General features: G+C 62.9%; 20 protein-coding genes. 9 read left to right on the forward strand and 11 right to left on the reverse strand.

The window, feature by feature from the left end; genetic code table 11:
• Nucleotides 1-4: 4 nt before the first annotated feature.
• Nucleotides 5-484, reverse strand: a complete 480-nt coding sequence (locus ACZ0AI_RS16475; RefSeq protein WP_225837237.1) for an RNA pyrophosphohydrolase — start codon at nucleotides 482-484, stop codon at nucleotides 5-7.
• 177 nt (nucleotides 485-661) lie between these two features.
• Here ACZ0AI_RS16475 and ACZ0AI_RS16480 point away from each other — a divergent pair, with 177 nt between their 5' ends.
• A complete protein-coding gene (locus tag ACZ0AI_RS16480) occupies nucleotides 662-1,315 on the forward strand; it encodes a histidinol-phosphatase (protein WP_225837236.1) in 654 nt (217 codons plus the stop codon).
• Nucleotides 1,316-1,543: 228 nt separating this feature from the next.
• Here ACZ0AI_RS16480 and ACZ0AI_RS16485 read toward each other — a convergent pair whose 3' ends face one another.
• Complete coding sequence (locus tag ACZ0AI_RS16485; RefSeq protein ID WP_463562797.1) at nucleotides 1,544-2,068, reverse strand: SgcJ/EcaC family oxidoreductase; 525 nt, start codon at nucleotides 2,066-2,068, stop codon at nucleotides 1,544-1,546.
• A 175-nt stretch (nucleotides 2,069-2,243) separates the two neighbouring features.
• On the opposite strand from ACZ0AI_RS16485, the gene ACZ0AI_RS16490 reads away from it, so the two are divergent.
• The 4 genes from ACZ0AI_RS16490 to ACZ0AI_RS16505 are packed head-to-tail and all read left to right on the forward strand — an operon-like array spanning nucleotide 2,244 to nucleotide 6,887.
• Entirely contained in the window at nucleotides 2,244-3,419 is a 1,176-nt protein-coding gene (locus ACZ0AI_RS16490) for a sensor histidine kinase (RefSeq protein WP_463562798.1), read from the forward strand.
• Entirely contained in the window at nucleotides 3,416-4,096 is a 681-nt protein-coding gene (locus tag ACZ0AI_RS16495) for a response regulator (RefSeq protein ID WP_463562799.1), read from the forward strand. The genes ACZ0AI_RS16490 and ACZ0AI_RS16495 overlap by 4 nt, the downstream gene beginning before the upstream one ends.
• Nucleotides 4,093-6,417, forward strand: coding sequence for an ATP-binding protein (locus ACZ0AI_RS16500; protein ID WP_463562800.1), 2,325 nt, complete (start codon nucleotides 4,093-4,095; stop codon nucleotides 6,415-6,417). Before ACZ0AI_RS16495 ends, ACZ0AI_RS16500 begins: the two co-directional genes overlap by 4 nt.
• Nucleotides 6,414-6,887 (forward strand): response regulator, encoded by a 474-nt coding sequence (locus tag ACZ0AI_RS16505; protein ID WP_463562801.1) that lies wholly within the window; start codon nucleotides 6,414-6,416, stop codon nucleotides 6,885-6,887. The genes ACZ0AI_RS16500 and ACZ0AI_RS16505 overlap by 4 nt, the downstream gene beginning before the upstream one ends.
• An 8-nt stretch (nucleotides 6,888-6,895) precedes the next feature.
• Here ACZ0AI_RS16505 and ACZ0AI_RS16510 read toward each other — a convergent pair whose 3' ends face one another.
• Nucleotides 6,896-7,336, reverse strand: a complete 441-nt coding sequence (locus ACZ0AI_RS16510; protein ID WP_463562802.1) for a DUF2269 family protein — start codon at nucleotides 7,334-7,336, stop codon at nucleotides 6,896-6,898.
• 141 nt (nucleotides 7,337-7,477) lie between these two features.
• Entirely contained in the window at nucleotides 7,478-8,992 is a 1,515-nt protein-coding gene (ilvA, locus tag ACZ0AI_RS16515) for a threonine ammonia-lyase, biosynthetic (RefSeq protein ID WP_463565957.1), read from the reverse strand.
• A 131-nt stretch (nucleotides 8,993-9,123) separates the two neighbouring features.
• Here ilvA and rpiA point away from each other — a divergent pair, with 131 nt between their 5' ends.
• Nucleotides 9,124-9,795, forward strand: coding sequence for a ribose-5-phosphate isomerase RpiA (gene rpiA / locus ACZ0AI_RS16520; RefSeq protein WP_463562803.1), 672 nt, complete (start codon nucleotides 9,124-9,126; stop codon nucleotides 9,793-9,795).
• 36 nt (nucleotides 9,796-9,831) lie between these two features.
• Here the strand turns inward: rpiA and ACZ0AI_RS16525 are convergent, their stop codons facing one another.
• From ACZ0AI_RS16525 to ACZ0AI_RS16545, 5 genes are all read right to left on the reverse strand, one after another.
• Entirely contained in the window at nucleotides 9,832-10,746 is a 915-nt protein-coding gene (locus ACZ0AI_RS16525) for an SdiA-regulated domain-containing protein (protein WP_463562804.1), read from the reverse strand.
• Nucleotides 10,747-10,912: 166 nt separating this feature from the next.
• Nucleotides 10,913-11,833, reverse strand: a complete 921-nt coding sequence (locus tag ACZ0AI_RS16530; protein WP_463562805.1) for an SdiA-regulated domain-containing protein — start codon at nucleotides 11,831-11,833, stop codon at nucleotides 10,913-10,915.
• A 98-nt stretch (nucleotides 11,834-11,931) separates the two neighbouring features.
• Complete coding sequence (locus ACZ0AI_RS16535; protein WP_463562806.1) at nucleotides 11,932-12,279, reverse strand: NirD/YgiW/YdeI family stress tolerance protein; 348 nt, start codon at nucleotides 12,277-12,279, stop codon at nucleotides 11,932-11,934.
• Nucleotides 12,280-12,583: 304 nt separating this feature from the next.
• Nucleotides 12,584-13,249 (reverse strand): fumarylacetoacetate hydrolase family protein, encoded by a 666-nt coding sequence (locus ACZ0AI_RS16540; protein WP_463562807.1) that lies wholly within the window; start codon nucleotides 13,247-13,249, stop codon nucleotides 12,584-12,586.
• Between the two features lie 26 nt (nucleotides 13,250-13,275).
• Entirely contained in the window at nucleotides 13,276-14,667 is a 1,392-nt protein-coding gene (locus ACZ0AI_RS16545) for an FAD-binding oxidoreductase (protein WP_463562808.1), read from the reverse strand.
• A 183-nt stretch (nucleotides 14,668-14,850) separates the two neighbouring features.
• Here ACZ0AI_RS16545 and serA point away from each other — a divergent pair, with 183 nt between their 5' ends.
• A complete protein-coding gene (gene serA / locus ACZ0AI_RS16550) occupies nucleotides 14,851-16,080 on the forward strand; it encodes a phosphoglycerate dehydrogenase (RefSeq protein WP_463562809.1) in 1,230 nt (409 codons plus the stop codon).
• Between the two features lie 150 nt (nucleotides 16,081-16,230).
• Here the strand turns inward: serA and ACZ0AI_RS16555 are convergent, their stop codons facing one another.
• Nucleotides 16,231-16,854: a 2OG-Fe(II) oxygenase gene (locus tag ACZ0AI_RS16555; RefSeq protein ID WP_463562810.1), complete on the reverse strand. Its 624-nt coding sequence runs from the start codon at nucleotides 16,852-16,854 to the stop codon at nucleotides 16,231-16,233.
• An 82-nt stretch (nucleotides 16,855-16,936) separates the two neighbouring features.
• Between ACZ0AI_RS16555 and ACZ0AI_RS16560 the strand changes: the two genes are divergently transcribed.
• A complete protein-coding gene (locus tag ACZ0AI_RS16560) occupies nucleotides 16,937-17,668 on the forward strand; it encodes a hypothetical protein (protein WP_463562811.1) in 732 nt (243 codons plus the stop codon).
• Here ACZ0AI_RS16560 and bipL read toward each other — a convergent pair.
• Nucleotides 17,662-18,600, reverse strand: a complete 939-nt coding sequence (gene bipL / locus ACZ0AI_RS16565; protein ID WP_463562812.1) for a phospholipase BipL — start codon at nucleotides 18,598-18,600, stop codon at nucleotides 17,662-17,664. The genes ACZ0AI_RS16560 and bipL overlap by 7 nt on opposite strands.
• 165 nt (nucleotides 18,601-18,765) lie before the next feature.
• Between bipL and ACZ0AI_RS16570 the strand changes: the two genes are divergently transcribed.
• Nucleotides 18,766-19,341: a DUF6436 domain-containing protein gene (locus ACZ0AI_RS16570; RefSeq protein WP_463562813.1), complete on the forward strand. Its 576-nt coding sequence runs from the start codon at nucleotides 18,766-18,768 to the stop codon at nucleotides 19,339-19,341.
• The last annotated feature ends 811 nt before the right edge of the window (nucleotides 19,342-20,152 follow it).

A 20,152-nucleotide genomic window follows, 5' to 3' on the forward strand; every position in this document is an offset into this window, starting at 1 on the left:
CTGCCTAGTCCCGTGCCAGCAGGCGCGGTGCGAGTTCCTTGAGCGCGCGACGGTAAACCTCGCGCTTGAATGTAACCACCTGCCCCAACGGATACCAGTAACTGACCCAGCGCCAGCCATCGAACTCGGGCTTGCCGGTCAGATCCATGCGCACCCGCTGCTCATCGGCGGTCAGGCGCAACAGGAACCACTTTTGCTTCTGGCCGATACACAGCGGTTGGCTGTGCGTGCGCACCAGGCGCTGCGGCAGACGATACCTCAACCAGCCCCGGGTACAGGCGAGAATTTTCACATCCTGCTGCTCGAGACCGACTTCTTCGTTCAGTTCGCGGTACAACGCCTCTTCCGGCGACTCGTGGTCATTGATGCCACCTTGCGGGAACTGCCAGGCATCCTGGTTAATTCGACGCGCCCAGAGCACCTGGCCGACATCATTGGTGAGAATGATGCCGACGTTGGGGCGAAAACCATCAGGATCGATCACGGCACACAACCTCGTAAACGCATATTCCAGCATTGTTCCACAAAGCTCGGGACAGCGGCAACGCGCCCGCACGGGACTTCGCAATAGGCCGGTCGCGACACCCGATCAGGTTTTCCCCAGCCAGGCAAAGCCGCTATTCTGGCGCCTTCCATGGCTCTGTATAAAAGAGGTGGCTCTGTGCGTTTGGCTTTATTCGATCTCGACAACACCCTGCTCGGCGGCGACAGCGACCACGCCTGGGGCGACTGGCTGTGCGAGCGCGGCATTCTCGATGGCGCGACCTACAAGGCCCGCAACGATGCCTTCTACCAGGATTACCTGGCCGGGCGCCTGAACATCACCGACTACCTGAACTTCACCCTGGATATCTTCGGCCGTACCGAAATGGCGCAGCTCAATGCCTGGCATGAGCAGTTCATGGCCGAATGCATCGAGCCGATCATTCTGCCCAAGGGCCTGGCGCTGCTCGACGAACACCGTGCGGCTGGCGACAAGCTGGTGATCATCACCGCCACCAACCGCTTCGTCACCGCGCCGATCGCCGCCCGCCTGGGCGTCGACACGCTGCTGGCGACCGAGTGCGAGATGATCGACGGCCGCTACACCGGACGTACCACCGATGTGCCGTGCTTCAAGGAAGGCAAGGTCACCCGCCTCAATCGCTGGATGCAGGAAAACGGCTTTACCCTGGATGGTGCCAGCTTCTACAGCGACTCGATGAACGACCTGCCATTGCTGGAGTGCGTCAGCCGCCCAGTGGCCGTCGACCCGGATCCGAACCTGCTGGCCGAAGCGCAGAAGCGTGGCTGGCCGGTGCTGTCGCTGCGCTAGAACGCATTTCGCGTGCAATGAAAAAACCGGCGCTCCACAGGGCCGTGTGAAAACGTAGCGAGCGAAGGTCAGGCAAGGCAAAAACCAGCGAAAAAGCGCAGTTTACGAGTTGTAAATGAGCATTTTGACTGGGCTGGCATTCCAGCTGGTTTTTAACGCCGCATGACCGAGCGCAGTAGTTTTCACACAGCCTGTCCAGGCGCCGGTTTTGGGTGAAGCGATACCCCGTTACAGCTGCTTAGCCACTTCGCTCGGCACCTTTTCCGGCATCGCCGAAGAGTGGTGGTTGAGGATCTTCCATTGGCCGTCGACACGGGTGTAGAGGAAGGTGTAGCGCGCCTGTACATCCTGCGTCTTGCCTTTGGCATCGGTCAGGCGGAAGGTATAGACGCCGCTGTCCAGTGCAGTGTTCAGGCCCAGACGACGGATTTCCCGGTAATTGATGTGGCCGACCGGTTTGAGCGCCAGGAAGTGGTCGAAGTAGTCAGTGATTTCCGCAGACGTTGCCCGCACATGGTTGGAAACGGTTGGCTGCAACACCGCATCCTTGCTGTACAGAGCAACGACCTTGGACGAATCACCGGTCTGCAGCGCTTTGTTCCACTGATCGAAAAGAGCAGCTACGTCACGATCGGCGGAATCGGTCGGCGCCTCGGCGATACTGCTGTAGTTGTAAGGCTTCTGCTCGACGGCAGCGAACAGCGAGGAGCTGGCGGTAAGCAACAGAGCGGTGGCGATGGCATGTACTTTCATGGTCTTTCCTGTCTCGTTGGTTGATGCCGGTACTTTGCCCCGCCTGCCCGACGCCGCCATCGGCCGGTTGGCGACAACGGCCTATGCCGATCGGCGGATGGGCGACAGCGGTATGAAGTCGATTTAATGGGATCATTGCGCCACCAATCGGCGCTGCCCCGCTGGAGAGACACCCATGCACAATGAAAACGGCAGTGCCCTGGCCCTACGCAGCCAGTACCGGCAATGGGAAAGCCGCGCGGCGCGTCTGAGTCTGCTGGTCGATACCGGGCGCGAGCTGGGCGCCCTGGCGCCGAGTGAGATGGGCGAGCGCGTGCTGCAACGCGCCTGCGCTTTCTGTGCAATGGACAGCGGCCTGGTAATCCGTGAGCTGAACGGTGAAAACCAGGTGCTCGCCAGCCATGGCGCCCACTCCAACGAACAGCGCGTGGCACTCTTGGCACTGGCCGAAAACGACTCCCCTCTGGCCCAGTGTCTGGCCATCGAGAAGAGCGTGCTGCAACTGGTCATCCGACTGCCCTTGTCGACCGCTCAGGGCCGTCCGTTCGGCAGCGTATTGCTGGCCAGCGCAGCGAAGATCAATCCGCCGGATGACGAAGACCTCGAGTCCCTGCAACTGCTCGCCACCCTGCTTGCCGCGCACCTGGAGAACCAGCGCCTACACGGCGACCTGCAGGCCCGCGAGCGCACCATGTCGGAGCTGGTACATCAGCTGCTCAGTGCCCAGGAAGATGAGCGCAGGCGCGTCGCCTATGACCTGCACGACGGCCTCGCGCAGACCCTGGCAGGCCTGCATCAGCGACTGCAGGGCTTCGCCAGCCAATGCACGGGGCTGCCCGACGCCCAGCAGCAAGAACTGAGCACCATCCTCGACCTGGCCCAGCGCTGCGTGCGCGAAGGCCGACAGGCCATCGGTGGGCTGCGGCCGCAACTGCTCGATGACTTCGGCCTGCTGCAGGCGCTCGACAAGGAAGCCGACCGCCTGCGCGAAGCCGGCTACCGGGTGCAATGGCTGCAGCGCAGCGATGCGCGGCTGCCAGCCAATGTGGAAATCACCCTGTTTCGTATCGCCCAGGAAGGCATCAACAACATCCTCAAGCATGCCGGCCACTGCAGCGTGCGCATCGGCCTGAGCAGCACAGAGCAAAGCGCCGAGCTGCGGGTCGAGGATGATGGTCGCGGCTTCGACACGACACCCGACCGGGCGGTGACGGGCAGCGGCGGCCTCGGCCTTGCCGCCATGCACGAGCGGGCCAGCCTGGTGAGCGGCCACCTGCGTTGCAGCAGCGAGCCGGGGCGCGGCACTCGGTTGCTGGCTCAGGTACCCAGCGTCGGGGGGAACACCCCATGACCACACCCTTGCGCCTGGTGCTGGCCGATGACCATGAAGTGACCCGCGCCGGCTTCGTCGCCATGCTGGCGAGCTGCGACGAATTCGAGGTGGTCGGTCAGGCAGCCGACGGTGATAGCGCGCTGCAACTGTGCGAGCGCCTGCAGCCGGACATCGCCATCCTCGACATCCGCATGCCCGGGCTGAATGGGCTGGGCGCCGCGCGCCTGCTGCAGCAGCGTCTGCCACGCCTGAAGGTGGTGATGTTCACCATGTACGACAGCCCCGAGCACCTGGAAGCAGCCATCGCCGCGGGCGCCGTGGGCTACCTGCTGAAGGACGCCACGCGCGATGAAGTGATCGCGAGCCTGCGCCGCGTCGCTGCGGGTGAGGAAGCACTCAACAGCTCAGTGAGCGCGCGCCTGCTGCGACGCATCGCCGACCGCAGCAACACAGGCGCCCCACCCACCGACGCCCTGACCAACCGCGAGCGGCAGGTACTCGGCCTGGTCGCCGGAGGCTTCAGCAATCGCGAAATCGGCGAGAAACTGGGGATTGCCGCCGGCACCGTGAAGACCCACGTCGAGCGGGTGATCGCCAAGCTAGGCGTGGCCGACCGTACCCAGGCGGCCGTACGCGGCATCGCCCTGGGTTTGGTGGCGCAGCCGGCGACAGACTGGTTCGGCCCGCCCACATGATGCGCCGCATCGATGGTTTCTGGGCTGACCTGCCCCTGCGCGGCAAGGCGCTAGTCGGTATCTCGTTGCCATTGGTGATTCTGCTGCTATCACTGGTACTGATCTACATCACCGAGCGCCGCACCGCCGAGGCCGAGGAGGACGTGCGCCGGGTGCTGCAGGTGCAAGGCGATATCCAGGCCGTACAGACGCTATTGGCCGAGGGCGCCTCCAGCGTGCGGGGCTACCTGTTGACCCGCCGTGAGAATTTCCTGCCCACCTACTTGCAGATCGAACCGCGTATCGACGCAGCCCTGGCACGCCTCGATGCCAACATCCGCGATACCGAGGTGCGCCAGCGCCTGGATCGCATCAAGCCGCTGATCAGCACCAAGCTGCAGGGGCTAGATGTGCTGCGCAACGTCGACATGCGCCAGGACAGCGAGCAGATCATCGACATCCTGGTCGAGAACAAGCGCATGCTCGATACCCTCCGCCAGGAGATCGACGCAATGCGCGTGCGCGAAGACGCCCTGCTCGCCGACCGCACGGCGAATGCCGCGGACAATCGCCAGCGCATGCTGCTAGCCACGCTGCTGGCTGCCGGCTGCGGCCTGTTCGGCGCGATCATCGCCGTGCTGTTGTTGTCCAGCGGCATCGTCACCCGCGTTCAGCGCGTGCAACGCAGCGCTCGCCACCTGGCCCTCGGCAAGCCGCTGAAAACCCGTCACCATGAACGCGACGAAATCGGCCGCCTGGGCGCCAGCCTCGAGGAAGCCAGCCAGTTGCTGGCCCAGCGCGAGCGCGCCTTGCGTGACAACGAGGAACGCCTGCGCCTGATCATCGAAGGCGTACGCGACTACGGCATCTTCGCCCTCGACCCGCAGGGCCACGTCACCACCTGGAACGCCGGCGCCGAACGGATCAAGGGCTACAGCGAAACGGAAATCATCGGCCGCCACTTTTCACTGTTCTACCCGACCGAGCAGCGCCCGCATCATCCGCTGCACGCACTGCAGGTGGCGGCCGAAAAAGGCCGCTACGAGGAAGAAGCCTGGCGCCAGCGACGTGATGGCTCGCGCTTCTGGGCCAGCGTAGTGATCACCGCCCAGCACGATGCCAGCGGCACCCTGCGCGGTTTTTCCAAGGTCACCCGCGACATCACCGACCGTCGCGCCGCTGACATCGCCTTGCGCGACGCTCGCGAGGAAGCCGAGAACGCCAGCCAGGCGAAAAGCGAATTTCTCTCGCGCATGAGCCATGAGCTGCGCACACCGCTCAATTCCATTCTGGGCTTCGCTCAGCTGCTCGATCTGGAATCGCCCAGGCCACAGGTCACCCATATCCTGCGCGCTGGCCAGCACCTACTGACGCTGATCAACGAAGTGCTCGATATCGCCCGCATCGAAGCTGGCCGGCTGCCCATGAGCCCGGAAGCCATCGACCTGCACGGCGTGGTGCAAGAGGCGATGACGCTGATCTCGCCGCTGGCCGACGAGGCAGGCATCCGCCTTCGACCCTTGCCGCCGAGCACCTCGTCGGCAGGGGTGATGGCCGACCGGCAGCGCCTGATCCAGGTGCTGCTCAACCTGCTGTCCAACGCCGTGAAGTACAACCGCCCGGGTGGCGAAGTGCATCTGGATATCGAATTGCAGGGCGAACGCCTGGCCTTGGCCGTCAATGACAGCGGAGCGGGCATCGCCGCGGACGATCTGGAGCGACTGTTCCGGCCCTTCGAACGCCTGGGCGCCGATCAACACAGTGAAGGCACCGGCCTGGGCCTGGCCCTGAGTCGCAACCTGCTGGAGGCAATGGACGGCACGCTGGAGGTGATCAGCGTGGTGGGCACCGGCAGCCGCTTCGTGCTGACACTGCCCACGGCGCAGGTCGAAACCCTGGCAAGCGCTGAAGACCCCTGGCGCCAGCCGCCCTCCCCGGCCCCCGCCGGTATGCAGGAAAGCGGCAACCTGACCCGCGTGCTGTGCATCGAGGACAACCTGTCCAGCCAGGCGCTGATCGAAACCCTGCTGCAGCGGCGCCCCGGCGTGCAACTGCTGTCGAGCATGCAAGGTCAGCTCGGTCTCGATCTGGCGCGCCAGCATCTGCCTCGAGTGGTTCTGCTGGATATCAACCTGCCGGACATGACCGGCATCGACGTACTGAAACGGCTGCGCGCCGACCCGGCCACGGCCGGCATCGCCGTACTGATGATCACCGCCGACGCCACCAGCGCCTCACGGCGCGCCATGCAGCAGGCGGGAGCAACGGCGATCCTCACCAAACCTATCCACGTACCGACCTTTCTGGCCTTTCTCGACCAGCACCTGCCGGAGCCCGCATGAGCGACGACTATCGCATCCTGATCATCGACGATCAGCGTCCCAACCTGGATCTGATGGAACAACTGCTGGCCCGCGAAGGTCTGCACAACGTGCTCAGCAGCACCCAGCCGACCCGGGCGCTGGAGCTCTACAACAGCTTCGAGCCGGACTTGGTGATTCTCGATCTGCATATGCCGGACTTCGACGGCTTCGCCCTGATGGAACAACTCAACCGACGCATCCCGCAGAACGATTACGTGCCGCTGCTGGTACTGACCGCCGACGTAACCCGCGCCACGCGCCTGCGCGCCCTGGCACTGGGCGCACGGGATTTCATCAGCAAGCCGCTGGACGCTCTGGAAACCATGCTACGGGTCTGGAACCTGCTGGAAACCCGCGCGCTCTACAAAGCCCTGCGCGCGACCCTGAGCGAGCCGCAGCTGGCCGCCCTGCTGCAACCGTTGGTGGCGCAGCGTCAGGCCAGACGTTAAACGGGTTCTTAGACGGGCTTGGCGCCCATCACCGCCATGATCACCACCAGCAGCACCACGATCAGCGCGGCATAGGCCATCACGAAACGCAGCGACCTGGCTGATACCGTGCCGCCGGCCTGAGCCTGCCAGGCACCGAGACGACCGAGCAGCAGCAGGCCGACGATCATTAGCACCGCGAAGAGAATGCTACCCAGCAGCAGCCAGGTCTGACTCAGCGGCCAACCGGCCAGGTTGACCATCCACCAGCCGGTCACCGGCAGGCTCAGCGCCAGCACGGCGAACACCGGCAGGCTGATGGTACGGGTGCGCTGCAGCTTGCGTTGCAGGACGGCACTGTCGCCATTGCGCCAGGCCTTCCAGAGCATGAAGGCATGGGCCAGCACGCCGAGCAGCAGCAAGATGCCAGGCACGCTGTGGAGGATGCGCAGCAGCAGGTAATGTTCCATCACGGGTTCCTTCAGCGTTTATAGATATAGGCCCCGGGTATCGCTGCGCTCAACGCCAGGCTACCGGTAGGAACTTCCGTAGCCTGGGTGGAGCAGCGCAATACCCGGGAAAATCGTCTGCGCCTGTTCTGGCTGAAGCAACTAGCCAAGAAACAGCTTATAGGCCGGATTGTCGCTTTCATCCCAATACGGATAGCCGATCGCATCCAGCGCCGGCGCGAGCAGATGGCGCTCGTCTTCCGGCACCTGCAGGGCAGCCAGCACGCGACCGTCGGCGGCGCCATGGTTGCGGTAATGGAACAGCGTGATGTTCCAGCGCCCACCCAGCTTGTTGAGGAAGTTGAACAGCGCACCCGGCCGCTCCGGGAACTCGAAACGGAACACGCATTCGTCCGGCACGGCTGCGGCATGCCCGCCGACGGTGTGGCGGATGTGCAGTTTGGCCAGTTCGTTGTCGGTCAGATCGAGCACCGGGAAGCCCTGGCCACGCAGATTCTCCACCAGCGCTGCACGGGGGTCGTTCTCCGGATGGGTCTGCACGCCGACGAAGATGTGCGCCTCGCCATCCTGGTGGTAGCGATAGTTGAATTCGGTGATCTGCCGTTTGCCGATCGCTTCGCAGAAGGCCTTGAAGCTGCCCGGCTTCTCCGGAATGGTCACGGCGATGATCGCTTCGCGTTTTTCACCCAGCTCTGCCCGTTCCGCCACATGGCGCAGGCGGTCGAAGTTGACGTTGGCGCCGGAATCGATGCCCACCAGCACCTGGCCGGTGGCGTTTTCACGCTCGACGTACTTCTTGATCCCGGCCACTGCCAGGGCGCCGGCGGGCTCGGTGATTGAGCGGGTGTCGTCGTAGATGTCCTTGATCGCCGCACAGATCTCGTCGGTGCTGACAGTGATCACTTCATCGACGCACAGCTTGCAGATATCGAAGGTGTGCTGACCGATCTGCGCCACCGCCACGCCGTCGGCGAACAGCCCGACTTGCGGCAGAACAACGCGTTCGCCTGCGGCCAGTGCCTGCTGCAGACAGTTGGAGTCATCCGGCTCGACGCCAATCACCTTGGTCTCCGGACGCAGGTATTTGACGTAGGCGGCGATGCCGGCGATCAGACCACCACCGCCAACCGGAACGAAGATCGCATGCAGCGGGCCCTGATGCTGACGGAGGATCTCCATCGCCACGGTGCCCTGGCCGGCGATCACGTGGGGATCGTCGTAGGGGTGCACGTATACCAGGCCCTTTTCCTCGACCAGCTTCAGCGAATGCGCCAAGGCTTCGGGAAAGGCGTCGCCGTGCAGCACGACCTTGCCGCCACGGGAACGCACACCCTGCACCTTGAGCTCAGGCGTAGTGCGCGGCATGACGATGGTCGCCTTCACGCCCATGTGCTTGGCGGCCAGCGCCAGGCCCTGGGCGTGGTTACCGGCCGACGCGGTCACCACGCCGCGGGCCAGCTCTTCAGGGGTGAGCTGCGCCAGTTTGTTGTAGGCGCCACGAATCTTGAACGAGTAAACCGGCTGCAGATCCTCGCGCTTGAGCAGAATCTGATTGCCCAGGCGTTCGGAGAGTTGGCGAGCGGGTTGCAGCGGGGTTTCCACGGCAACGTCATAGACACGGGAGGTCAGGGTCTTCTTGACGTACTGTTCGAGCATGGCAGGCATCGCAGGCGGCTTCATGGGGAACCCCGGAGTCTAACGCAGCCATCCGCCGAGCGACCATACGAATTCCGGGGTTTTGCCGGCTATAATCAGCGCCTCGTTTCCTTCTCTCTTGTGGAACCCGCATGACCCAGGATCAGCTCAAACAAGCCGTGGCTCAGGCCGCCGTCGACTTCATCCTTCCCAAGCTCGACGCCAAGAGCGTCGTTGGGGTCGGCACCGGCTCCACGGCCAACTGCTTCATCGACGCCCTGGCCAAGCACAAACTGGACTTCGACGGCGCCGTAGCCAGCTCCGAATCCACTGCCGCGCGCCTCAAGGGCCATGGCATTCCGGTGTACGAACTCAATACCGTCAGCGACCTGGAGTTCTACGTCGACGGCGCTGACGAGAGTGACGAGCGCCTGAACCTGATCAAGGGCGGCGGCGCAGCGCTGACCCGCGAGAAGATCGTCGCCGCCGTGGCGCGCACCTTCATCTGCATCGCCGATGGCAGCAAGCTGGTGCAGGTGCTCGGCGCCTTCCCACTGCCGGTGGAAGTGATCCCCATGGCGCGCAGCCACGTGGCCCGTGAGCTGGTCAAACTGGGCGGCGATCCGGTTTACCGCGAAGGCGTGCTGACCGACAACGGCAATGTAATCCTCGATGTGCACAACATGAGCATCACCGACCCGGTGAAACTGGAAGCGGACATCAACGCCATCGTCGGCGTGGTCACCAACGGCCTGTTCGCCGCGCGCCCGGCCGACCTGCTGCTGCTCGGCACCGCCGAAGGCGTGAAATCGCTGCAGCGCTGATTATCGCAGGCGCTACCGAAAAGGCCGGGTGAGCAGTCACTCGGCCTTTTTGCTGAAGGTGTAGAAGAGATTGGGCTCGCTGATCATGTAGATCACGCCATGCTCGTCCATCGCGATACCCTCGGCCTGAGGCACGGACTCCTTGAGCCCCTGCTGCCCACCGATCAGCGACAGGCTGCTGACCGGTTCGCCCTTGGTATTCATCTCCACCAGCAAGCGCGAATCATCGGAGAGCGCCAGCAGGTGCCCGCTACCGGCTACGTATTGCAGGCTGGACAGATCGCGTACGAACAGCCCCTCGTCACGCTCGAGATCATCGATGATGCGGATCGCCGACGGCTTGCTCGGGTCGAGATGCGGAAAACCATGCACCTCGTAGATGCGCAGCGGATCGCGCTCCTTGGCGACGAACAGGCGCTTGCCGCTCAGATCATAAGCCAGACCTTCGAAGCCCTTGTTCTTGGCTTCCATCTCCAGGCCCAGCGACAGCTGCTGACCACCGGCAGCGTCGACACGGGTGGTGCTGTCGTCGATGCGCACCTCGACCAAGCGCTGCGGGCGCTCGTCGGCGATCACGAAGATCCCCGGTGCGACATATTCCACCGCCTCCGGGTCGCCGAAGCCGACCAGCTCGATCTCTCGCAACACCTTGCCGTCCAGCGAAAGCTCGATCAGCCGGGCGTTCTGGTTGGTAACGGTGAACAGACTCTTGCGCAGCGGATCGTAGGTCAATGCCGACACATCATCGTCCAGACCGTCGATCACCTGCGCTTCCCGAGTTACCTGATAACCATCGAGCCACAGCGCGTTGGCCGGTGCGTCGGCGGGCTGCTGCACATTGAACCAGGCCCGTTCGAAGACCCGGAACTCCTGCCCCCAGACAGCCAGCAGCAATGCTGCGATGAGTACGGACAACACCAGCAATGCCTTGAGGGAAAACAGACGACGCATATCGGTTCACTTGTCCATCGGCGGGAAGACTGGGCTGCCTCCGGGAAATACGCGGAGGCGACCATTTGAGATCGGCGAAGCTAACAGCCCTCGCCCCACTTCACCAGCGTGGCGAGTCCTGCAGCGTTATAGCACCCTGGCCGACCCTCCCCGTACTACACCTGGCTCAGTCGCTCTTGCCATCCTTGCTGAAGACGTAGAAGAGATTGGGCTCGCTGGTCAGGTAGAGCACACCGTGATCATCCATGGTAATGCCTTCCGCCTGCGGCACCGATTTCTTGAGGCCATGCTGCCCCTGCAACAGCGACAGGCTGCTGATCGGCTTGCCGTCTTCGTCCAGTTCGACGACCAGCCGCGACTCATCCGACAACGCCAGCAAGTGGCCGGTGAGGCTGTCGTAATGAAGGCTGGAGAGGTCACGCACGAAGATGCCCGCATCACGCTTGCGGTCATCACGGATCTGCACCGGGTCGGGCGTGTCCGGATCGAGGTTGGGAAAGCCATGCACCTCATAGATGCGCATGGGGTCACGCTCCTTGGCCACGAACAAGCGCTTGCCCGGCAGATCGTAGGCCAGGCCCTCGAAGCCCTTGTTCTTGCTGCCCATCTCCAGGCCCAGCGACATCTGCTGACCGTCGGCGGCGTCGATGGAGGTGGTGGTGTCGTCGACGCGGATCTTGACCAGCCGCTGCGTGCGCTCGTCGGCGATCACGAAACGCCCGGGCGCCACGTATTCCACAGCTTCGGGATCACCGAAACCGACCAGCTCGATCTGCCGCAGCACCCTACCGTCGAGGGACAGCTCGATCAGCTTGGGGTGCTGGTTGGTCACGGTGAACAGGCTCTGGCGATCCGGGTCGTAGGTAAGCGCCGAAACGTCGTCCTCCAGTCCCTCGATGCGCTGCGCCTCGATCACCACCTTGTAGTCGCTCAGCCACAGTGAATGCGAGGGCGCCTCAGCGGGCTGGCTGACATTGAACCAGGCCCGTTCAAACAGGCGAAATTGCTGGCTCGTGATGGCCAGCGCGGCCAGCACAACGAGCATCAACAGCAGGAATAATCCTTTGATCGAAATCAGACGACGCATGGTGGCTCACATATCCATCAGCAAAAAAGACAACGCCGCCCCTCGATAGTCCGAGAGGCGGCCATTCAGTGCGGTAGTGGACGCTAACAGCGCGTGCCTTATTTCACCAGTTCAACGATATCGACGTCGATTTCGCGGCTGGTCAGATCTTTGTCGACTTCACCAGTCAGCTTGACGTTGGCCTTCTCGGAGATGGCTTGCGGCGGCCAGTCTTCGTCGTCGATTTCAACGTGGATGGTGCCGGTGGCGTCCTTGAACTCATAGAGTTCGTCTTGCAGACGCTTGACAATTTGGCCCTGCAGTACCACCGGGGTGTCGTCGCTGGCTTTCAGCGCCTGCTCGACAGTGGTGACCTGAGCGACCTGACCTGAACCGGTGTAGCCGGCGGCCATGGCAGCGGAAGAGAACAGTGGAACGAGCAGCAGTGCGAGTGCGGGAGCTTTCATGGGTGTGACCCTCTATCTGTAGATGACGGGGTCAGGTTAAGTCGACTAGCTGAAGCCAGGCTTAAAGCCGGCTTAAGCGAAGCTTAAAGAGCAGCGACAAGCTTCAAGCTGAAACCCAACACAAGCGTGCTCTTTCAGATCGTTCCTCACGCTGGAGCGTGGGAATGCCGCCTGGAAGGTGGATAGGGAACGCGACCAGTTGGTGGGCTGAAGCCCACCCTGCAGCCCCATGGCGCTCTGTCGTAGGGTGGGTTTCAGCCCACCAAATCGAACGACAGGCACCACATTCAAGGCAATCGCCGTATCAGATGACCCGGCTGGCGAAGCTGGAGTGGCCGACCAGATCCAGTACCAGCTCATCGCCCTTATGCAGCGGGCCGACGCCAGCGGGGGTGCCCGTGAGGATCACGTCGCCAGGCTGCAGGTTGAAGTGGCCAGCCATTTCCTGGATCACCGGCAGGATCGCGAAGATCATGTCGCCGCTGATGCCATCCTGGCGCACTTCGCCGTTGATGGTCAGGCGGATGCCGATAGCAGCCAGGTCTTCGACCGCGTCACCCGGCACGAAAGGCGCCAGCACGCAGGCGCCATCGAACGACTTGGCCGGCTCCCACGGATGGCCCTGGCCCTTGAGCTTGTTCTGCACGTCGCGCAGGGTCAGATCCAGAGCGGGGGCGAAACCAGAGATGGCGTCCAGCACTTCCTCGTCACTCGGTTTACGCGACAGCGGTTTGCCGATCAGCACGGCGATTTCCACTTCGTAGTGCACCGAACCGCGGTCTTCCGGGATGCTGAAGCCACCTTCGAGCGGCACCACGCAGCTGCCGGGCTTGATGAACAGCATCGGCTCGGTCGGCAGCGGGTTATTGAGTTCCTTGGCATGTTCGGCGTAATTGCGGCCTACACACACCACTTTGCCCAGCGGAAAGTGGATTCGGGTGCCATCGATATACTGGTGTTGGTAGCTCATGGTCGCTCCTTTTGTTATGCCTGGGATCAGTTGAAGATCTTGCCCGGGTTCATGATGCCGTTGGGGTCGAAGACCGCCTTGACCGCTCGCATGTAAGCGATTTCTGCCGGCGAGCGGCTGTACTCCAGGTAATCGCGCTTGGTCATGCCCACGCCGTGCTCGGCGGAGATAGAGCCGTTGTACTTCTCGACGGTCTCGAACACCCACTTGTTGACGGTCGCGCACTTGGCGAAGAAGTCTTCCTTGCTCAGTGCGTCGGGCTTGAGGATGTTCAGGTGCAGGTTGCCGTCGCCAATGTGGCCGTACCAGAGCACTTCGAAATCGGGGTAGCTGCCGGACACAATGGTGTCGATATCGGCGAGGAACGCTGGCACCTGGCTGACCGTCACCGAGATGTCGTTCTTGTACGGCGTCCAGTGGCTGATGGTCTCGGAGATGTACTCGCGCAGTTTCCACAGGTTCTGCAACTGCTGCTCGCTCTGGCTCATCACGCCATCGAGCACCCAGCCCTGTTCGACGCAATGTTCGAAGGTCGCCAGGGCGGCGTTGGCCACGTCTTCATTGACGGCTTCGAATTCCAGCAAGGCGTAGAACGGCGTGCGGCTTTCGAAAGGAGCCGGAATGTCGCCACGGCCGAGGATCTTGTCCAGGCACTTGTCGGAGAAGAACTCAAAGGCGGTGAGGTCGAGCTTGCCGTGGAAGGCGTGCAAAACCGGCATGATCGAATCGAAATCCGGCGTGCCGAGCACCATGGCGGTGAGGTTGCGCGGCGCACGATCCAGACGCATGGTCGCCTCGACCACGAAGCCCAGGGTGCCTTCGGCGCCGATGAACAGCTGGCGAAGGTCATAGCCGGTGGCGTTCTTTATCAGGTCTTTGTTCAGTTCGAGCAACTCACCGGTGCCGGTGACCACTTTCAGGCCAGCCACCCAGTTGCGGGTCAGGCCGTAGCGGATCACCTTGATGCCACCGGCATTGGTGCCGATGTTGCCGCCAATCTGGCTGGAGCCGGCGGAGGCGAAATCCACCGGGTAATAAAGGCCCTTGTCCTCGGCGAACTGCTGCAGCGCGCCGGTGACCACACCCGGCTGGCAGACCACGGTGCGGTTGGCCTCGTTGAAGTCGAGGATCTGGTTCATGTAGTCGAACGACACCACCACTTCGCCATTGGCTGCGACCGCCGCTGCCGACAGGCCGGTACGGCCGCCCGAGGGCACCAGGGCGATCTTGTGGGCGTTGGCCCAGCGCACGATGGCCTGCACCTGCTCGATGGTCTTGGGGAAGACGATCGCGCTCGGGGCTGGCGCGTAATGCTTGGTCCAGTCCTTGCCGTAGGTTTCCAGGGAGGCAGCGTCGGTCAGCACCTTACCGGGCTCGACCAGGGTTTTGAGTTCTTCAATCGGCAGGTGATCGGTCATTTCAACTCTCGAAACATTCATGGTCGCCCTGAGAACCGTTCAGGTCGCAACCGAGCAAGGAAAAGGGAAGCCATGCTAGCATATGCCCCCCGCAAATCATGCTTTGCCGCGATCTGCAGGCCCATTGGCGCTAGCGCCGATACTTCTCCTGACACTTAATTTAGTGGGACAACAGGTACTCCGATGAGCACGACCTCTCTCGACAAGAGCAAGATCAAGTTCCTTCTTCTCGAAGGTGTCCACCAGAACGCAGTGGATACCCTGAAGGCGTCCGGTTACACCAACATCGAGTACCTCAAAACCGCGCTGTCCGGCGAGGAGTTGAAGGCCAAGATCGCCGACGCGCACTTCATCGGCATCCGCTCGCGCACCCAGCTAACCGAAGAAATCTTCGACTGCGCGAAGAAACTGGTCGCCGTCGGCTGCTTCTGCATCGGCACCAACCAGGTCGACCTGAACGCCGCCCGCGAGCGCGGTATCGCCGTTTTCAACGCGCCGTACTCCAACACCCGCTCGGTCGCCGAGCTGGTGCTGGCCCAGGCCATCCTGCTGCTGCGCGGCATCCCCGAGAAGAACGCCTCCTGCCACCGTGGCGGCTGGATCAAGTCGGCAGCCAACTCCTTCGAAATCCGCGGAAAGAAGCTGGGCATCGTCGGTTACGGCTCCATCGGCACCCAGCTCTCGGTACTCGCCGAAGCCCTGGGCATGCAGGTGTTCTTCTACGACGTGGTGACCAAGCTGCCGCTGGGTAACGCCACGCAGATCGGCAAACTGCATGACTTGCTGGGCATGTGCGACATCGTTTCGCTGCACGTCCCTGAACTGGCGTCCACCCAGTGGATGATCGGCGAGAAGGAAATTCGCGCCATCAAGAAGGGCGGCATCCTGATCAACGCCGCACGCGGCACCGTGGTCGAACTCGATCACCTGGCTGACGCGATCAAGGACGAGCACCTGATCGGCGCGGCCATCGACGTGTTCCCGGTTGAGCCGAAGTCCAACGACGACGTATTCGAGAGCCCGCTGCGTGGCCTGGATCGCGTGATCCTGACGCCGCACATCGGCGGCTCCACCGCCGAAGCCCAGGCCAACATCGGCCTGGAAGTGGCTGAGAAGCTGGTCAAGTACAGCGACAACGGTACCTCGGTATCCTCGGTCAACTTCCCGGAAGTGGCCCTGCCGGCGCACGCGGGCAAGCACCGTCTGCTGCACATCCACGCCAACGTTCCAGGCGTGATGAGCGAGATCAACAAGGTGTTCGCCGACAACGGCATCAACATCTCTGGTCAGTACCTGCAGACCAACGAGAAGGTCGGTTACGTGGTCATCGACGTCGACGCCGAGTACTCGGATCTGGCGCTGGAGAAGCTGCAGCACGTCAACGGCACCATCCGTAGCCGCGTTCTGTTCTAAGCACACTGCCGCAACAGAAAAGGGAGGCCTCGGCCTCCCTTCTTCATTATTGGCTGCTACTCCCTATAGGGTGAACCGGGGCACGCAGCCAACGCTCTTTTTGTCCACCTTGGCTGGCGGCAAGGCACCTGACCTGATTGGTGCAGAGACTTAGAGCACACCCTCGCCGCGACGGCGAAACCAGCCAGTCAGCGACAGTCGATCACGGCTGGCGGGCAGCACTTCGTGGGGTACATCGGCAGACAGGAAGACGACCAGTGCGCCGGCCTGAGGCCAGACATCACGCACCTCACCATCGGCCAGGTATAGTCGCAACGCACCGCCCTCCTCCGGCAACCAGTCGTCGTTGAGATAAAGCACGGCAGAAACCGCTCGACGATCCTCGTCGAGAAAACGATCCAGGTGCTTGAGGTAGAAAGCCCCAGGTGGGTAGAAGGCGAAGTGACTCTCGTAGTCCACCAACCCGAGATAAAGGCTCTGGTTGAGTACACCACGCAGTTCGTCGAGCAACTGCAAGTAACCATCACAGGCCGGCGACTGCCCAGCTTCGAGCCACTGAATGTGATCACCCCGGGTGCCTTCCCGTACCGCCACGGCGTTACCACGACCGGTACCAGCAGGCGCCAGCGTTCCCAGCGCTATACGCTGACGGCACTCGTCGGCCAGTTGCTGAGTCAAAGCAGGGGAGGCGAACTGCGCTTGCAACGACCAACCGAACTCGGCAAGGTCATCGATGATGCGGTTCAGCAGCGAGTCGGTGATTTCGGTCGTCATGAGCGGATTCTACCCTGTGTCGACTACACCTCGACAAGTGCCACCCAGCTGCCGAAAATAGCCGCCCCAGACAGGAGTCCTTATGCGTGCGTTGTGTTGTTTCTTGCTGTTGCTCCTGAGCCTTCCCGCTCTGGCCGAGCCCCATGCCGAGCTGTATGAGAAAGCCGGCTGGCCGCAGCAACGTGCGCATTTCAGCGATGCCCTGAGCGCCGCCCAGGCCCGCTACAGCAAGAGCCTGCCACCTGCGGTTTATCAAGCGCTGGTGAACAACAGCAACCAGCGCTTCGCGGCCGGTGCCATGGATCAGCGCGCAGAAAGCAGCCTGCGCGAGAACCTGGCTGACCCAATGCCTGCGCTGCGCTTCTTCGAATCACCACTGGGCCGCAAGATCGTCGAGGCAGAGCTGCTCGCCACCCGCCCGGATCAGCTAGCCAAGTACGCCGACGGGCTGCCGCTCAGCGAAGCGGATGCCACCCGCCGCCTGCTGATTCGCCACCTCGCCCAGGCCCTGCCGGCCAGCGAGTCGGGCGCGGAAATCAGCCTGGCCCTGGCCGGTGTCGCTGCCGACAGCCTAAGCCAGATGATTCCAGGGCTGCTTGGCGCAGGCGCCGCACAAGGTCTACTCGACGGCCAACGTCAGCGTCTGATGGCGCAGATCGACAAGGATCTGGATAACACGCTGCTACACGTCTACCGCGGGCTTTCAGACCCAGAGTTGGAAGAGTTCGTCACGTTCGCCCAATCCAGTGAAGGCGCGGCCTACTACAAGGCCGCGCTAGCGGCAATTCGCGCAGGCCTGGCGGTTGGTCAGTAAGCGTTCAACTGCTCGCCCAGATAATCGAAGTAGCGCTGACGTAGCGGCGCCGCCTCATTGGCAAGGTGGTGTCGGGCCTCAGGCAGGCGCAGGATGCGCGGCGCCCTGAACTTGTTCTCCAGCACACCGAGGTTGTGCCGCCAGTCCACCGTCATGTCCGCCTCGCCCTGAATGATCAGCGGGCTGCGCGTACTGCGCGGCGCCTGCTCGATGCGCGGCACCCACTGGCTCAGCGCGCCGACCCAGACCGTTGGCACCACCTTGGGCTGCAGGGGATCGCGGTTGCGCAGAAAGTCGAGAAACTCTAGGTCACTGGAGTTCTCGCTGAAGCGCCGTGGAATCTCCTGGACGAACCGGCGCAGCAGGCGATAGCTGAGTTGCGACCAGTTCCAGCGGCGCGGCCGTACCAGCGGCGCCAGCAGGATGGTCTCGCCCACCGCAGCCAGCGGCTTGCCGTTGAGCAGGTAGTCGATCAGGATCGCCCCGCCGGTGCTTTGCCCGCACAGGTGCCAGGGCTCCGGCAGCCCCAGCGCGTCGGCCTGTTGCAGTGCCGCGCGCAGCACCGCCTGATATTCAGCGAAATCATTGATGCTGGCGCGCAGCCCGCTGGACAACCCATGCCCAGGCAAGTCCACGGCAAGCACGGCAAAGCCCATCTCCAGGCCCCACTGAATCACGTGGCGATACAGCCCGCTGTGATCGTAATAGCCGTGCAGGAGCAGCAAGGTTGCGCGCGGCGCGACGGGTTTCCAGACCTGCGCTGCGATGCGATAGCCGCCCACCTCGAACCAGCCCAGCCGCGTTTCGACCGCGTCCTGCGGCACGAAGCCGTAGAACTGCCGATAGACGAGCTCCGCTGGCGACAGCGGCGCCGCGCTGGCCAGAGGACGCAGGCTGGCGACCAGGGATTCGGGCTGAAAGGTATCGGACATCAGGCTCATGACTCTTTTGATTCACAGCAGCGTCGCCCCAGCGGGCAACAGGTACAGTAGCGATATTCTGCTGCCGAGGGCTTCATGGCAAGCCGCCCTCGGCAGTTGCAGGCTTCAAGCACTGTGCGACTCGAAGCTGCCTCCACACCTAACAGAAGCTGTCATATGGTCCGTTCCCGCCGCACCATCCTGCTCGCCTGCCTGGTCGCCGTGATCTGGCTGGTCGCCATGGTTGTCGCCTTTTGGTGGTTCGAGGCGCGCTACCTGCGGCCGTTCAGTGATCGCACCACGTTGTTCACAGGCGCAGAGCTGCGCCTGCCTGCAGAGCTGGCCGGATCAGGTGAAGTTCGCTTGGTGCATTTCTGGGATCCGGCCTGCCCCTGCAATGTCGGCAATCAGCAGCATCTCGCCGAGCTCACGGAACGTTACTCTGCGCGTGGCGTGAGCTTTCACGCTGTACAGAAGGCGGGCACCGACGGACAGTTACCCGCCAGTCTGAGTGCCCTGCAACCGCTCAGCGGATTGATCGGCAGCGACCACCTGCCTGCCAGCCCGGCCGTAGCGATCTGGGATCAGCACGGCGAACTGGCTTATTTCGGCCCCTACAGCAGCGGCTTTACCTGCACCTCGGGCAACAGCTTCGTCGAGCCCGTACTCGACGCGCTGCTCGCTGGCCGGACAGTCCTTGCAAACAACAACCTGGCCAGCGGCTGCTTCTGCGATTGGGCAGAACTGCGCTGAACGGCCATTAAATAGAGCCGATGTTGCGCTTTTCCTCGTGTTCTGCCACAACTTCTGGGCGCAGCAGCAACCGGAAGGGACACCATGCACAACAATTTCTATCGCCAGGCCGACCGCCTGATGCTTTGCGTAGTCTGGCTGATGACCCTGTACGCGCTCGGGCTGGCGTTCTGGCACGCGACCTGGGCGGCGGCACTGATCATCGGCGGCGGTACGGCCATCGCGCTCAGTGCGCTGTACGCCATGATCGGCGGCACCCGGCCCTATCGCTGCCTGATCGCGGTGGCATTCATGGTGCTGGCCGCGCTGCATATCCAGCAGAGTCATGGCATGGTCGAGATGCATTTCAGCGTATTCGTCCTGCTGGCGTTCCTGGTCTATTACCGCGACTGGCTGCCAATCCTGCTGGCTGCCGGCACCATCGCCGTGCATCACCTGAGCTTCTTCGCCCTGCAGCAAAATGGCAACGGCGTGTTCCTCCTGCAAGCCGGCGCTGGCTGGCCCGTGGTGTTCATCCACGCCGCCTATGTGATCGCCGAGACCATCATTCTGCTCGTGCTGGCTCGCCACAGCGCCCGTGAAGCGGCGGCAGGCGAAGACCTGCAACGCACCTCCGCGCACCTGCTGCGCGATGGCGAACCTGTCGACCTGGCGTACCGCAGCACCTCCAGCGACCGCCTGGCGCAACGCTTCAATCGCTTTCTGGCACTGCTCGACAACCTGGTCAGCCGGGTCGTCGGCGCAGGCGATGAGCTGCGTAGCACCAGCCAGCATCTCAGCCAGTCCACCCACGAGCTGAACAAGTGCGCCG

The sequence above is a fragment of the Pseudomonas sp. AC355 genome (genome assembly GCF_979258205.1).

Bases quoted from the DNA above. Each gene is read 5' to 3' on its own strand.
- ACZ0AI_RS16485 (WP_463562797.1), bottom strand. From the start codon at position 2,068: ATGAAAGTACATGCCATCGCCACCGCTCTGTTGCTTACCGCCAGCTCC.
- rpiA (WP_463562803.1), top strand. From the start codon at position 9,124: ATGACCCAGGATCAGCTCAAACAAGCCGTGGCTCAGGCCGCCGTCGAC.
- ACZ0AI_RS16540 (WP_463562807.1), bottom strand. From the start codon at position 13,249: ATGAGCTACCAACACCAGTATATCGATGGCACCCGAATCCACTTTCCG.
- ACZ0AI_RS16560 (WP_463562811.1), top strand. From the start codon at position 16,937: ATGCGTGCGTTGTGTTGTTTCTTGCTGTTGCTCCTGAGCCTTCCCGCT.
- ACZ0AI_RS16555 (WP_463562810.1), bottom strand. From the start codon at position 16,854: ATGACGACCGAAATCACCGACTCGCTGCTGAACCGCATCATCGATGAC.
- ACZ0AI_RS16505 (WP_463562801.1), top strand. From the start codon at position 6,414: ATGAGCGACGACTATCGCATCCTGATCATCGACGATCAGCGTCCCAAC.
- ACZ0AI_RS16500 (WP_463562800.1), top strand. From the start codon at position 4,093: ATGATGCGCCGCATCGATGGTTTCTGGGCTGACCTGCCCCTGCGCGGC.
- ACZ0AI_RS16570 (WP_463562813.1), top strand. From the start codon at position 18,766: ATGGTCCGTTCCCGCCGCACCATCCTGCTCGCCTGCCTGGTCGCCGTG.
- ACZ0AI_RS16510 (WP_463562802.1), bottom strand. From the start codon at position 7,336: ATGGAACATTACCTGCTGCTGCGCATCCTCCACAGCGTGCCTGGCATC.
- ACZ0AI_RS16490 (WP_463562798.1), top strand. From the start codon at position 2,244: ATGCACAATGAAAACGGCAGTGCCCTGGCCCTACGCAGCCAGTACCGG.
- ACZ0AI_RS16535 (WP_463562806.1), bottom strand. From the start codon at position 12,279: ATGAAAGCTCCCGCACTCGCACTGCTGCTCGTTCCACTGTTCTCTTCC.
- ACZ0AI_RS16495 (WP_463562799.1), top strand. From the start codon at position 3,416: ATGACCACACCCTTGCGCCTGGTGCTGGCCGATGACCATGAAGTGACC.
- bipL (WP_463562812.1), bottom strand. From the start codon at position 18,600: ATGTCCGATACCTTTCAGCCCGAATCCCTGGTCGCCAGCCTGCGTCCT.
- ACZ0AI_RS16525 (WP_463562804.1), bottom strand. From the start codon at position 10,746: ATGCGTCGTCTGTTTTCCCTCAAGGCATTGCTGGTGTTGTCCGTACTC.
- serA (WP_463562809.1), top strand. From the start codon at position 14,851: ATGAGCACGACCTCTCTCGACAAGAGCAAGATCAAGTTCCTTCTTCTC.
- ACZ0AI_RS16530 (WP_463562805.1), bottom strand. From the start codon at position 11,833: ATGCGTCGTCTGATTTCGATCAAAGGATTATTCCTGCTGTTGATGCTC.
- ilvA (WP_463565957.1), bottom strand. From the start codon at position 8,992: ATGCTCGAACAGTACGTCAAGAAGACCCTGACCTCCCGTGTCTATGAC.
- ACZ0AI_RS16545 (WP_463562808.1), bottom strand. From the start codon at position 14,667: ATGACCGATCACCTGCCGATTGAAGAACTCAAAACCCTGGTCGAGCCC.